Raw genomic sequence first — 14,140 nt, forward strand, 5'->3', positions numbered from 1 at the left:
CGCTGCATGCAGATCTCCCGCATTCGCGCCCTGCGCGGCCCCAATCTCTGGAGCCGGCACACCGCCATCGAGGCCCTGGTCGTCTGCTCCCCGGCCGAACGCTCCATCGATGCCATGGTCGGCTTCGAGGCTGCCTTGCGCGCGCGTTTCCCCGACATCGGCGCGCTGCGTCCGATCGGCTACGAGGGCGAGGTGTCCCTTGCCCACGCCCTGGCCTTCGCCGCTCTTCGGCTGCAATCCCAGGCCGGTTGCCCGGTTACCTTCTGCCAGGCCACGGAAACGGTCGAGGCCGGAGTCTATCTCGTGGCGGTCGAGTACACCGAAGAGGCAGTCGGTCGGCTCGCCCTCGATCTGGCCGAGGTCCTGTGCCAGGCGGCCGTGGAGGACAAGCCCTTCGATCTGACCGATGCCATCGCCCGGCTGCACGAGCTGGATGCCGACATCCGCCTGGGCCCCTCGACCGGCGCCATCGTCCAGGCCGCCGTCGCCCGCGGCATTCCCTATCGCCGCCTGACCCAGGGCAGCCTGGTGCAGCTGGGCTGGGGCAGCCGCCAGCGCCGCATCCAGGCGGCCGAGACCGATCGCACCAGTGCCATCGGCGAGGCCATCGCCCAGGACAAGGAGCTGACCAAGAAGCTGCTGGCCGATGCCGGCATTCCCGTCCCGGAAGGGCGGGTGGTCACCAGCCCGGAAGCGGGCTGGGCGGCGGCCTGCGAGATCGGCCTGCCGGTGGTGGTCAAGCCGCGCGATGGCAACCAGGGCAAGGGGGTGACCGTCAACATCGCCACCCGCGAGCATTTCATGGCGGTCTACGGTTCCGCCGCCGAGATCAGCGACGAGGTGATCGTCGAGCGCTTCATCCCCGGCCACGATCACCGCTTTCTGGTGGTGGGCAACCGGGTAGTGGCCATCGCCCGGCGCGAGCCGCCCAATGTGATCGGGGATGGCGTGCACAGCGTGCGCGAACTGGTGACGATCGCCAACAGCGACCCGCGTCGGGGCGAGGGCCACGAAAGCGCGCTGACCAAGATGCGGCTGGACGACATCGCCCATGCCCGGCTCAAGGTGCAGGGCCTCACGGCCGATTCGGTGCCGCCCAAGGGCGCCCGCGTCATCCTGCGCAACAACGCCAACCTGTCCACCGGCGGCAGCGCCACCGATGTCACCGACGATGTCCACCCGGAACTGGCCGCACGCGCGGTCGAGGCGGCCCAGATGATCGGGCTGGACATCTGCGGTGTCGATGTGGTGTGCGAGACCGTATTGAAATCGCTGGAAGAGCAGGGCGGCGGCATCGTCGAGGTCAATGCCGCGCCCGGCTTGCGCATGCACCTCAATCCCTCGTTCGGCAAGGGCCGGGCGGTGGGCGAGGCCATCGTCAATGCCATGTTCGAAGAGGGCAACGACGGCCGCATCCCGGTGGTGGCGGTGACCGGCACCAACGGCAAGACCACCACGGTGCGCTTGATCGCCCATCTGCTCACCCTTGCCGGCAAGCGCGTCGGCATGACCGCGACCGACGGCGTCTATGTCGAGGGGCATCGGATCGACACCGGCGACTGCAGCGGGCCCAAGAGCGCGCGCAACGTGCTGGCCCATCCCGACGTCGATGCCGCCGTGTTGGAGACCGCGCGCGGCGGCCTGCTGCGCGAAGGCTTGGCGTTCGATCGCTGCCAGGTGGCGGTGGTCACCAACATCGGTCTGGGCGATCACCTCGGCCTCAATTTCATCCAGACGGTGGACGATCTGGCCGTGCTCAAGCGGGTGGTGGTCCAGAACGTGGCCCCCAACGGCATGGCCGTACTCAATGCCGCCGACCCCAAGGTGGTGGAAATGGCGGGCTACTGTCCGGGCGCGGTCACTTTCTTCGCCGGCGAGCCGCATCACCCCGTGATCGCCGCGCACCGGGCCCAGGGTCACCGGGCAGTGTTCCGCGACGGCGACACCGTGGTGGCGGCCGAGGGCGAATTCGAGCAGCGCATCCCCCTGGCCGAGATTCGGCTCACCCGCAACGGCAGCATCGGCTTCCAGGTCGACAATGCCATGGCCGCACTAGGTGCCGCCTGGGCCTTGGGGCTCGATTGGCAGGTGATTCGCGCCGGGCTCAAGAGCTTCGTCAGCGATGCCGAGACGGCGCCGGGCCGGTTCAACGTCTTCGACTACCGCGGCGCCACCCTGATCGCCGACTACGGCCACAACCCGGACGCCATCCTGGCCCTGGTCCAGGCGGTCGAGGCCATGCCGGCCAAGCGGAGGGTGGTGGTGATCAGCGCGGCGGGCGACCGCCGTGACGAGGACATCCGCCAGCAGACCGAGATCCTGGGCGACGCCTTCGACGAGGTGGTCCTCTATCAGGACGCCTGCCAGCGCGGCCGGGCCGACGGCGAGGTACTGCGCCTCTTGCGCCAGGGCCTTGCCCAGGCCAAGCGTGCGGCGGCGGTGGAGGAGATCTACGGCGAGTTTCTCGCCATCGATACCGCCTTGACCCGGCTGCAAACGGGCGACCTCTGCCTGATCCTGGTCGACCAGGTGGAAGAAGCCCTGGCCCACATCAAGCTGCGCATCGCCGAAGGCTGAGCCCCCCGAAACAATACCGTTCAGGCAATAAAAAAGGGCAGCCCGAGGGCTGCCCTTTTTGTCGGCCGGAAGCGGCTCAGGCCTTGACCCGGTTGCGATATTCGCCGGTGGCGGTGTCGATCTCGATCTTGTCGCCGATCTCGACGAAGGCGGGCACGGAGATCTCGACGCCGGTGGGCTTGATCCGGGCCGGCTTCATCACCTTGCCGGAGGTGTCGCCCTTGACCGCGGGCTCGGTGTACTCCACCTCGCGGATCACGGTGGTCGGCATGTCGACGGAAATCGCCTTGCCGTTGTAGAACACCACCTCGCAGGGCATGCCGTCTTCCAGGTACTTCAGCATGTCGCCCAGGTTGTCGGCTTCCACCTCGTACTGGTTGTACTCGGCGTCCATGAACACATACATGGGGTCGGCGAAGTAGGAATAGGTACACTCCTTGCGCTCGAGGGTCACGGTCTCGAACTTCTCGTCGGCCTTGTACACGGTCTCGCTGCCGGAGCCGGTGAGAAGGTTCTTCATCTTCATCTTGACCACGGAGGCGTTACGGCCCGATTTGCTGAATTCGGCCTTCTGCACGACCATGGGGTCGTTGCCCACCATGATCACGTTGCCGACGCGAACTTCCTGTGCTGTCTTCATAATCTCTGTCTGTCCTGCAAGCTGGCTGGGTAAAAAGCTGATTATTATAACTTTTCCCGGCAAAAAAGCATCAACTGGCTGGCCAGGTCGGGCATTGCCGCCAGATGTTCGGCCCAGGCCCGGCTGTGCCGGCTCAAGGCCGGCAATTGCTCGAGCAAGGCCGGCCAGGCCTGGGCAATGTCCTGGTTGCGGTTCCAGGCCTCGGTGAATTGCCGGTAGGCCGTGGCCGCCCCAGGTTCCAGCCCCACGCAGTAGCGGTCGAGGAAGGCGTGCAGCTTGGGCCAATGGGCGCCGGCCTCCTGCACGTAGATGTTCCAGACCATGGGTCGGGCGGCCCATTGGGCGCGGACGAAGGAATCCTCGCCGCGGACGAAATTGAGATCGCAGGCCCAGAGCAGAGGGTCATAGCCGTCCTGGTCGAAGAAGGGGAGGGCGCAGACCTCGAGCGCGCCGCTGTTCAGCTGTCGGCTGGGCGCCAAGGGGGTGCCGAAAAAACGGCCGATCGCTTCGAGCACGGCCCCCTCGGGCACCAGGCAGCGCACGCGTTGCCGGCCGCTGACCCAGGCTGCCAGCAAGGCAGGCAGCGCCGGGTTGTCGTAGGCGAACAGCGACACCGAAAGCGTGTCGCCATCCGGCGGCGTCAGCAGCAGGGAACGCCAGAACGCCTCGCGTGCCGCCGGATCGGCCTGCAGCGCCTGGCGCCGGACGGCCAGGCCGGCTTCGCGGATCAGGCCGCCGGTCTCAACCTCGAAGCCGGGATAGAAGAAATAGGCGGTGAGCGGCAGGCGCGGGTGCGGCGAAGGCAGACCGTGGTAGTCCTTGACCCAGGCCTCGGCGCTCAGATGATCGAGATTGAGCCAGAGCGGCCTGGGCTCGCGAGCCGACATGGCTGCCAGGTAATTCTCGGGCAACCGGCAGCCGAAGGTTTCGATGACCAGCGGCGCCGGCGTCACCTCGGGAAAATCTGCCCGCCAGTGCCGCACCTCGATCTCCGCCACCGTCTGGGCGGCGAGATCGGCCTTGGCCGGCGGCCAGATGCGATGGAGGGTGGCCAGATCGTCCAGCCAAAGGCGGACCTGTAGCCCATGCTCACGGCTCAATTGCCGGGCCAGGCGCCAAGCGACGCCGATGTCGCCGTAGTTGTCGACCACACTGCAGAAGATATCGCAGGCCAGACGCGAGGGCATGGGGTTCACCTTGCTGCGGGCCTAGGCGGCGGGCGATGCCGCCCCGGCTTCCTCGCCGAGGTAGGGTAGATCAAGCCAGAACACGCTGCCCTGGCCAGGGCTGCTGGAGAAGCCCAGTTCGCCATCCATCAACTCGACCAGCTGTTTGGTGAGCGCCAGCCCGATGCCCGAGCCTTCGATGTTGGAAAACTCCTTGCCCAGACGACTGAACGGCGAGAACAAGTCGCGCTGTTTTTCCGGACTGATGCCTGGCCCTGTGTCCTTCACCGACAGGCGCAGGCGACCGGCCCGACGCTCGCAGGCCAGGGTGACCGTGCCGCCCGCGTGGTTGTATTTGATGGCATTCGAGGCCAGGTTGAGCAGGGCCTGGAGCAGGCGGGTGCGGTCGGCCAAAACCAGGGTGCGGCGGCAATCGTCCAGTTCGAAGCTCAAGATGATGCCGTTCTTGCGGGCTAGCGGCTCGATCATGTGGCGGCAGGCCTCGATGATGTCCTGCAGCTGAACCCGCTCGATAGCCAGTTGCATGCGGCCGGCCTCGATCCGCGACAGGTCGAGGACGTCGTTGATCAGCTTGAGCAGGTGTTCGCCCGAGCTAAAAATCTCGCGCACGTTGTCCTGTTGTTCGGCGGTCAGGTTTGGCTCGTCGAGCATCAACTCGGAAAAGCCGAGGATGGCATTGAGCGGGGTGCGCAGTTCGTGACTCATGCTCGACAGGAAGGCAGATTTAGCTTGGTTGGCCGCCTCGGCTGCCACCTTGGCCTGGCGCAGGGATTCTTCGTTCTGCCAGCGCTCGGTGACATCACGCACGGCCAGGCAGATGCGACTGCCTTCGGCGAACGGGATGCTGCTGAAACTCACATCGCTGGGGAAACGACGACCATCCTGGGTGTAGGCGAACAGATTGCGCTGCGTATCTTCCGGCGGCAGCCGGCCATTGAATTGTTTCAGCTTGGGCAGCAGTCGAATCAGGGGACATTGCAGCAATGTCTCGCCCGGGTAGCCGAACAAGTCCTGGGCACGCTGATTGGCGTATTCGATCCGGTTGTCGGGGTCGACGATGAGCAGTGCATCGGGCGCCGCCTGCAGCAGATGGCGGAACCGGGCCTCGGACGCCTTGGCCTCGGACGCCCTGGCCGAGGCCGCGTCGCGCAGTTCGAGATTGGTCTGGTTGGTCCGGTAGATGCGGCGGGCGCTGATCAGGAGCATGAGCAGGAACAGGGCGGCCATGAGCGCCACGGCCAGGGAAAGGTCATCGCCGCCCAGAAGGAAGCGGCCGACCACCGGCAGGAGGGTGATCACCAGGAACTGCGCAATCGCCTGCCATTGATAGCTCAGGGTACTGACGGCACCGGCGCAGACGCCGGCGATGACCAGCGCGAGCAGTATCTGGTGCGCCGAACTGGACTGCGGAAACACAACCAGGATGCTGCCACCCCAGATCAAGCCGGCGGCAACGACGCCGGTTTGAAAAGCCACCTGCCAGAGGCGGGCCGACGGCGGCGCTACCTTGCCCGCCCGATAGGCGCGGAACATCAGATAGCGCAAGGCGGAAACCAGGCCGGCCGCGGCCAACCAGCCGAGCAAGACACTGGCCGTCACCTGACCCCACAGGATGGCGACCAGGACCAGGGCGTTGACCACGGTGGCGAATAGGGCGAGCGGCAAGGCCTCGTATAGCAGCCGCAACTGTTCGCTGCGGACGGGGTCGAGGTGGGCAGTCTGCATGGAAGCCCGCCGCCTAGGTCAGCAATCGGCCGAGCACAGCGTAGAAATTCGAGATATCCAGCGGCTTGGTCAGGTATTCCTGGAAGCCTGCCGCCTTGCCACGCTCGATGTCCTTGGGCATGGCATTGGCGGTCAGGGCGACGACCGGAATATCACGGGTTTCGGCCGCATGCCTCAATTCGCGCAGCACCCCGTAGCCGTCGAGTTCCGGCAGGTTGATATCGAGCAGGATCAAATCAGGCCGATAGCTCTTGGCCATCTCGATGCCGAGCGCGCCGGTATGGGCGGTGAGCAGGCGCACGGTCGGCCATTTCGCCAGCAGGTTGACCATCAGTTTGAGGTTGGCCGGGTTGTCCTCGACATAGAGCACGGTGTGCTCGCCGGTCTGCGGTACGGTGTGCTGCTGGAGCTGCTCGGTCGAACCGTTGATCACGGACAGGTCGCTGGTCGCCACAGGAATCTCGATCCAGAAGGTGCTGCCGACTCCCTCCTGGCTGTCCACGCCGATCCGGCCGTGCATGGCCTCCATCAGGCGCTTGCTGATGACCAGACCGATGCCGGTACCCTCGACCGCGGTGTTCTCCGCCCCCAGCCGACTGAAGGGCTGGAACATGTCCTTCAGCCGCTCGGGCCCGATGCCGGGACCGGTGTCGCGCACCGAGACCCGGAACATGCTGTTGCCGGCAGGGCTCCAGTTCACCTCGATCTGGCCGCCGTCGCGGTTGTACTTGATGGCGTTGCTCAAGAGGTTCATCAGCACCTGCTTGAGCCGGGTGTGATCAGCCATGACTGTCTTGAAGCGGTTGCGGTCGAAGTCGGCCTGGATGGCGATGCCGCGCTTCCAGGCCATGGGCTGGATGATCGACAGGCAGGACTGCAGCAGATCGTCGAGGTGGATGGCCTCGATCGACAATGTCATCCGGCCGGCCTCGATCTTGGCCAGGTCGAGCACCTCGCCGATCAAGCTGAGCAGATGTTTGCCGGCATTGACGATCTCCTTGATGTTGTCGCGCTGCTCCGCGGTCAGGTTGTCGTCGATCTCCAGCAGCTGGGTGAAACCGAGGATGGCATTGAGCGGCGTGCGCAACTCATGGCTCATGCTGGAGAGGAACTCGGACTTGGCCAGGTTGGCCCGTTCGGCCTCCTGCTTGGCCAGCTGCAGTTCGGCCTCGACTTCCTTGCGCGCCGTGATGTCCTGCACCGTGCCGCTCAACTGAATCGGCTGGCCGTCCGGCCCGAAGCTGGCGTGGGCCTCCTCATGCACCCAGCGCACGCAGCCGTTGGGCAGGACGATGCGATGGTCGATGCTGTGACCGCCTTCGTGCTGCAGCGCCCTGGCCTCCGAGGCCTTGACCAGCAGCACGTCGTCCGGATGCACGGCCTCGAAAAAGCGCTCGTAGCTGGGCTCGAACTCGCCGGGCTCGTGCCCGAAGATGCGATAGATCTCGTCCGACCAGTGCAGACGGCCGCTGGCGACATCCAGCGTCCAGTGGCCGATCTGGGCGATGCGCTGGGCCTCGCGCAGGCGCTGCTCGCTCTCCTGCAGGGCGAGCTCGGCCTGCTTGCGGGCGGTGATGTCCTGCACCACGCCCAGCATGTGCAGGGGGTTGCCGTCCTTGTCGCGCTTGACCGCGCCGCGCTCGAGCAGCCAGCGGATCTCACCGCTGGGCCAGACCACCCGGTGCTCGATGTCGTACGGCGTGTCGTGCTCGAGACAGGCGTTCACCGCGTCGGTGACCGCCTGCCGGTCATCCGGATGGACCGCGTTGAGGAAGTTCTGGTAGTTGGTCTCCACCAGATCGTCGTAGCCGAACAAAGGCGCAATGCGGTCTGACCAATAGAGATCGCCAGTCTGGATGTCCCAGTCCCAGGTGCCGATGTTGGCGAAGATCTGGCTCAGGCGCAGGCGGTCTTCGCTCTCGCGCAGGGCCTTTTCGATCTCCATGAGCTGGGTGATGTCGGTGCGGATGGAGATATAGCGCGCGGGCAGGCCGTCTTCGCCCATGAAGGGGACGATGGTGCTGGCCACCCAGTAGACCTGACCGTCCTTGCGCCGGTTGGCCACCACGCCATGCCAGATGTGGCCCTGGGCGATGGTCGCCCACATCTCATCGTAGAAGGCCTGGTCGTGCAGTCCGGACTTGATCAGCCGGTGGTTCTGGCCGATCAGCTCGTCCTGGCGGTAGCCGCTGATCTCGCAGAACTTGGCATTGGCATAGATGATGTTGCCCAGATGGTCGGTGATGCTGACGATGGCGTGCTCGTCCAGGGCGCGTTGGCGGGCATCGACCTCGCGCATCGCGCTGTCGAGCTGCCGGGAGATCAGGCGCAGCTGCCGGGCATGCTGGATGCGCTGGTTGATCAGGTTGACCAGCTGTTCCGGATCGACCGGTTTGGCCAGGAAGGCATCGCCACCGGTGGTCATGGCCTCCAGCTGCTTGACCGGCTGATCCTCGCTCGACAGGAAGATGATCGGCACGTCGTTGAAGCGGTCGCAGTCGCGCAGGATGGCCGCCAGCTCGGTGCCTTGGCAGCCGATCATATAAAGGTCGAGGATGATCAGCTCCGGGCCGAAGGCGTGGGTCGCCTCCAGGGCCTGCACAGGGTCGCTGATCGCCTGGGTGGCCATGCCGGCCTCCTCCAGGATCAGGGTATGCATGCGCAGCAGGACGGGATCGTCGTCGACCAGCAGGACCCGGTAGGGATCGTGCACCTTCATGCCGCTGTATTTCTCCAGCAGGCGCAACAGCCGGCTGTAATCGAGCGGATGCCCGAGAAAATGGCTAAAGCCCCTGCGCAAGGCCCAGATGCGGGTGTCGAAATCGGTCTTGGCCGACAAGTAGAAGGTCGGCAGCGGCGGGTTCTGCGCGCGGGCGGTCTGGAGCAGGCTGTCGAGCAGGGCTTCGGGGCAGTCCTGCAGACTGTCGGCCGAGATCAGCAGGGCGGCGGCCTCGCCGGCCTCGATCAAGCTCAGCATGCTGGTCACGCTATCGACCCGAACAAGCTGGTGACCGCGCTCGCTCAGGATCATGTGGATTTTTTGGGCGACAGCCGGGTCGCATTCGAGGAGCAGGATCTTGTTCTTCTGTGCGTCCTGCCCGGTAATCTTCTGTGCCATGGGGTTGGATAGCCCGTCGTGCTGCGGATGACTGATATTATCCGTTCGCGTGGATCAGCTGAACATTTTGCCCGGCCCGGCCCCGTGACCGACACCGATACCGAACGAATTCCAACACTCAAACATCCTCATGTCGAAGACCAGCACCGTATACGTCTGCAGCCAATGCGGCGGCCAGTCGAGCAAGTGGCAGGGCCAGTGCCCGAGCTGCCTGGCCTGGAACACCCTGTCGGAAACCGTGGTCGAGGCGAAGCCACGCCGCTTCCAGTCGCTGGCGGCCAGCGAAAGCGTCGTACGCCTCGCCCAAGTGCAGGCCGAGGAGACGCCGCGGCTGGGCACCAGCCTGTCGGAATTCGACCGGGTGCTCGGCGGCGGCCTGGTGCCCGGCGGCGTGGTGCTGATCGGCGGCGACCCCGGCATCGGCAAATCGACCCTGCTCCTGCAGGCGCTGGCCGCGCTGTCCGGCCGGCGCAAGACGCTCTACGTCAGCGGCGAGGAATCGGCCGGGCAGATCGCCCTACGGGCCAGGCGGCTGGATCTGGCCGAGGCCGATTTTCCCCTGCTCACCGAGATCCGCTTGGAGGCCATCCTCGGCACCTTGAAGGCCGAGCGGCCCGAGGTGGTGGTGATCGACTCCATCCAGACCGTCTACACCGAGGCCCTGCAATCGGCTCCGGGCAGCGTCGCCCAGGTGCGCGAATGCGCCCAGGAGCTGACCCGGCACGCCAAGACCAGCGGGGCCTGCGTCATCATGGTCGGCCACGTGACCAAGGAGGGCGCCCTGGCCGGTCCGCGCGTGCTCGAGCACATCGTCGACACCGTGCTTTATTTCGAGGGCGACACCGGCTCCAGCTACCGCCTGGTCCGCGCCTTCAAGAACCGCTTCGGCGCGGTCAACGAGCTGGGCGTGTTCGCCATGACCGAGAAGGGGCTCAAGGGCGTGAACAACCCCTCGGCCCTGTTCCTCAACCGCACCGAACGCGAGGCACCCGGCTCTTGCGTGGTGGTCACCCAGGAAGGCACCAGGCCGCTGCTGGTGGAGATCCAGGCCCTGGTCGACACCGCGCACACGCCGACCCCGCGCCGGCTCACCGTCGGTCTCGACCCCAACCGCCTGGCCATGCTGCTCGCCGTGCTGCATCGGCACGGCGGCGTCGCCTGCTTCGATCAGGATGTCTTCGTCAACGCCGTGGGCGGGGTGCGCATCAACGAACCAGCAGGCGACCTTGCCGTGTTGATGGCCGTGCTTTCCTCCATCCGCAACAAGCCCTTGCCGCACAATCTTGCGGTATTCGGCGAGATCGGCCTGGCCGGTGAAATCCGTGCGGTGCAGCGGGGTCAGGAGCGGATACGGGAGGCGGTCAAGCTGGGCTTCGACACCCTGCTGGTGCCCCGCGCCAACCTGCCGAAACAGAAGATCGGCGGCGCGCGTATCGTCGGTCTGGAGAGCCTGACCGAGGCGGTCGATTACGTGCGCCAGTTGGATTGAATCAGGCTCGATCGAGCGGCTCAGTAGTCCTGCTCGCCGGAGCCCTTGCGGCAATTGATGACCTGGCCGCGGCTGGCGCGGCCGTCTTGACCTAAGAGATAAAGGAAGTAGGGCGCCAGGTCTTCCGGCTTGGTCAGGTTTTCCTTGAACTCGCCTGGATGGGTGCGCGAACGCTGGGGCGAATGGATGGGGCCGGGGATGACCATGTTGATGCGGAGGTTCTCCTGGCCTTCCCATTCCTGCGCCTGGATCTTGAGATAGGCCTCCATCGCCGCCTTGGACACGGCGAAGCCGCCCCAGAAGGCGGCCGGGCTATGGCCGTGGCTCTCGCCGACCAGCACGACCGAGGCGTCGGGCGAACGCTTGAGCAGGGCTTCGCAGGCACGGGTGAGGGCGAACGGCGCCAGGGTGTTGACCCGGAACAAGTCCAGCCACTGCTCGCTGGTCTGGATCGCCAGCGGCGACAGGTTGTAGAACAGGGAGGCGCTGTGGATGATGCCGTCCAGGCGCTTCAACTGCCAGTCGATGGAACTGGCGATGGTCTCGTAATCCTTGTCCTGGGCGGTGGCCAGATCGGTCGTGAAGATCACCGGCTCGGGCCCGCCGGCGGCGACGATCTCGTCGTAGACCGCCTCCAGCTTGACCACCTGGCGGCCGCTCAGGATCACCGTGGCGCCGTGAGCGGCGCAGGCGTGACTCATCGCCCGGCCCAGGCCCTGTCCGGCGCCGGTGATCAGGATGACGCGGTCTTTCAGCAGATCGGGAGCAGCTTGGTAGTCTTTTATATTCGTTTTGACTGACTGCATGATGCGCCTCTTCGAAGAGGCCGGCAGTATATCAGGCGGCGGCGCAGCCGCCGCCCCTACTTTAATCAGGGTTTTGTCGACATCCCCTCCGTTTGGCGCGACTGCCGCCATTGCCGCGCCTCCTGGCGCAAGGCCTGATGCCGGGGCCGCAGTTCTTCCCGCAGATGTTCGCGGGCCTGCTTCTCTTTCCGCTCACAGTCGCGGTAGGCCTGCGCCGTGTTGGCCGCCTCGATGCAGCGGTCGGCCTCTTCGAGGATACGGATGCGGCTGCGATGGCTGTCCGATTCGATCGCCTTCAGCTTGTCCAGCATCGGCGTTTGAGCCTCCCCGGCGGGCGCGGCAGCGGCCAGACCGCTCAGGCAGATCAGGATGAGGCTCAACAGGGCTTGCTTCATGGTCGTCTCCTGGTGGGTGGGGAACGACCTCACTCTAGGCCCGGCCCCCTGATACAGGGGTTTCAGGCGGCAACAAACTGTTAACGGCTTGTTGCCGCCTCGGCCAGAATCGCCCGCGCGCAGGCGACACCGCTGCGCACCGCGCCTTCCAGGGTGGCCGGGTAATCGCTGTGGACATGGTCGCCGGCAAGATAAAGGCCGGGCAGGGCGGTGACCATCTCAGGCCGCGGCAGGTCGGGGACGGCGGCGAAGGTGGCGCGCTTCTCGACGATGCTCAGGTGGTCGCGCAAGGGCGGCAGCGGCCCCAGGGCCTGGCGCATCTGCTCGAGCACGGCCGCAAGCAAGGCCGGTTTGGCCACTTCGAGATGCGGTCCCTCGGCGCTGATCACCACGCTGGCCAGGCCCGGCGCCAGATCGCGGCGCTCGAACAGCCACTGGCCAGGGCCGTGATCGAGGCCGAGCATGGGCAAGGGCAGATTCAGGTCTTGATCAAAGCGCAGCCACAGGGTCTCGATCGGCTGGTAGCCATAGGCCGCCACCATGCGCCGCACCGGCTCCAGCTCGGGCAGGCCGGCCAGCAATTCGGGCAATTGTGCAGGCGAGGTGGCACAGACGACATGACTGAAGGTCCGGTCGGCGCCGCTCAATCGGTAGCCGCCACTTGTCCGCTCGATGCCTTCGATCCGGCGGCCAAGTCGAACCTCGCCGCCATGGCTTGCCAGATAGGCTGCCGCGGCATCGGGCAGCAGGCGGCCAAGGTCGGCGCGCGGCAGCAAAAGATCGCTCGCCGCCCGGTCGCCGCCCAGGCTGTCGCGCAGCACGTTGCAGAAGACCTGGGCCGAGGCCTGCTCCAGCGGGGTGTTGAGGGCAGCCAAGCAGATCGGCTCCCACAGGCGGCGGACGAGTGCCGGGGTCTGGTCATGGCGCTCGAGCAGGCCGGCGACGGTGGTGTCGGCCGGCAGGCGATAGCGCTGCCGCTTCAGGGCCCGGATGAAACGGGCGGCGGCCAGCTTGTCGCCCCAGGCGAGTCCCCGGGCACGGGCCAGGCCAAGGGCGACATGCAAGGGGGCCGGCAGACGGGGCAGGGCGAGGCGCAACCGCGGCGGCTGGTTAAATTCGAGCGGTCGCCGTTCCAGCAGACCGTCGCTGCCGACCCGCGCCAGGAGGCGCAGGGTCTGCCGATAGGCACCGATCAGGATGTGCTGGCCGTTGTCGATGGCGATGTCGTTCCAGTCGACCCGGCGCGCCCGACCGCCCAGTTGCTTGGCCGCCTCGAACAGCGTGACGCGCCGGCCCCGCGCGGCCAGTTCCACGGCGCAGGCCAGGCCGGCCCAACCGCCGCCGATGACGGCAATCGCCTCGCCCCTCACGCAAACACCCAGGTGCGCCAGGCGATCCAGAGCTTGCGCAGGGGCGTCAGCGCGACCCGGCCGCGCAGCACCGGAAAGCCCGCGCGCCGGATCTCGTCGAGCAGGGTGCGGTAGATCGCGGCCATGATCAGGCCCGGGCGCTGGGCCTTGCGGTCGGCCGCGGGCAGGCTGGCCAGGGCCTGGCGATAGAAACCCTCGGCACGCTGGTATTGAAATTCCATGAGCTGCCGAAAGGCTTCGGTCTCCCGGCCCTGCAGGATGTTGGCCTCGGTCACGCCGAAACGGGCCAGTTCATCCTGCGGCAGATAGATCCGGCCGCGCCGGGCATCCTCGCCGACGTCGCGGATGATGTTGGTGAGCTGGAAGGCCAGGCCGAGCAGGGCGGCATATTTTTGGGTGGCGCGCTCCTGATAACCGAAGATCTGGGCCGCCACCTCGCCGACCACGCCGGCCACCCGGTGGCAATACAGGCGCAGTTCGCGGAAATCCGGATAGCGATGCTGGTGGATGTCCATCTCCATGCCATCGAGGATTTCGAGCAGGGCTTCCTTGGGCAGATCGAAGGCGGCCACCGCCGATCGCAGGGCCTGGGTCACCGGGTGGCCGGGCTGGCCGGCATACAGCCGCTCGACCTCGGCCCGCCACCAGTCGAGCTTGGCCTGAGCCACCGCCGGCTCCCGGCATTCGTCGGCCACGTCGTCGACCTCGCGGCAAAAGGCGTAGAAGGCCGTGATCGCCCGCCGCCGTTCGAGTGGCAGGAAACGGAAGCTGTAATAGAAACTGGAGCCGCTGGCGGCGGCCTTGTCCTGGCAATATTGATGAACGTCCATCCG

At 66.2% G+C, this 14,140-nt stretch carries 10 protein-coding genes; 2 read left to right on the plus strand and 8 right to left on the minus strand.

The genetic code is table 11. The features are described from left to right. The first annotated feature begins 6 nt into the window (after positions 1 to 6). Positions 7 to 2,577 (plus strand): cyanophycin synthetase, encoded by a 2,571-nt coding sequence (gene cphA / locus EL388_RS07205; protein WP_126461661.1) that lies wholly within the window; start codon positions 7 to 9, stop codon positions 2,575 to 2,577. 76 nt (positions 2,578 to 2,653) lie between these two features. Here cphA and efp read toward each other — a convergent pair whose 3' ends face one another. From efp to EL388_RS07225, 4 genes are read right to left on the minus strand one after another with little or no spacing between them, the layout of a single operon-like run. Then, the gene (efp, locus tag EL388_RS07210; RefSeq protein WP_126461664.1) at positions 2,654 to 3,217 is read right to left on the minus strand and encodes an elongation factor P; all 564 of its coding nucleotides are present in this window, start codon (positions 3,215 to 3,217) and stop codon (positions 2,654 to 2,656) included. A gap of 44 nt (positions 3,218 to 3,261) precedes the next feature. Next, entirely contained in the window at positions 3,262 to 4,404 is a 1,143-nt protein-coding gene (gene earP / locus EL388_RS07215; RefSeq protein ID WP_126461667.1) for an elongation factor P maturation arginine rhamnosyltransferase EarP, read from the minus strand. Between the two features lie 21 nt (positions 4,405 to 4,425). After that, entirely contained in the window at positions 4,426 to 6,129 is a 1,704-nt protein-coding gene (locus tag EL388_RS07220; RefSeq protein ID WP_126461670.1) for a PAS domain-containing sensor histidine kinase, read from the minus strand. Between the two features lie 13 nt (positions 6,130 to 6,142). Further along, the gene (locus tag EL388_RS07225) at positions 6,143 to 9,247 is read right to left on the minus strand and encodes a PAS domain-containing protein (RefSeq protein WP_197721761.1); all 3,105 of its coding nucleotides are present in this window, start codon (positions 9,245 to 9,247) and stop codon (positions 6,143 to 6,145) included. A gap of 130 nt (positions 9,248 to 9,377) precedes the next feature. Between EL388_RS07225 and radA the strand changes: the two genes are divergently transcribed. Continuing rightward, complete coding sequence (gene radA / locus EL388_RS07230; protein WP_126461672.1) at positions 9,378 to 10,736, plus strand: DNA repair protein RadA; 1,359 nt, start codon at positions 9,378 to 9,380, stop codon at positions 10,734 to 10,736. 20 nt (positions 10,737 to 10,756) lie between these two features. On the opposite strand, the gene EL388_RS07235 is transcribed toward radA, so the two are convergent. From EL388_RS07235 to hpnD, 4 genes are all read right to left on the minus strand, one after another. Beyond that, on the minus strand, positions 10,757 to 11,542 hold the full coding sequence (locus EL388_RS07235) for an SDR family NAD(P)-dependent oxidoreductase (protein WP_126461675.1): 786 nt from the start codon (positions 11,540 to 11,542) through the stop codon (positions 10,757 to 10,759). Between the two features lie 65 nt (positions 11,543 to 11,607). Then, complete coding sequence (locus tag EL388_RS07240) at positions 11,608 to 11,937, minus strand: hypothetical protein (protein WP_126461678.1); 330 nt, start codon at positions 11,935 to 11,937, stop codon at positions 11,608 to 11,610. A gap of 80 nt (positions 11,938 to 12,017) precedes the next feature. Further along, entirely contained in the window at positions 12,018 to 13,307 is a 1,290-nt protein-coding gene (gene hpnE / locus EL388_RS07245) for a hydroxysqualene dehydroxylase HpnE (RefSeq protein ID WP_126461681.1), read from the minus strand. Next, complete coding sequence (gene hpnD, locus EL388_RS07250; RefSeq protein ID WP_126461684.1) at positions 13,304 to 14,137, minus strand: presqualene diphosphate synthase HpnD; 834 nt, start codon at positions 14,135 to 14,137, stop codon at positions 13,304 to 13,306. Before hpnD ends, hpnE begins: the two co-directional genes overlap by 4 nt. Between the last annotated feature and the right edge of the window lie 3 nt (positions 14,138 to 14,140).

Origin of the sequence: Sulfuritortus calidifontis (assembly GCF_003967275.1) — a bacterium.
GTDB lineage: Bacteria > Pseudomonadota > Gammaproteobacteria > Burkholderiales > Thiobacillaceae > Sulfuritortus > Sulfuritortus calidifontis.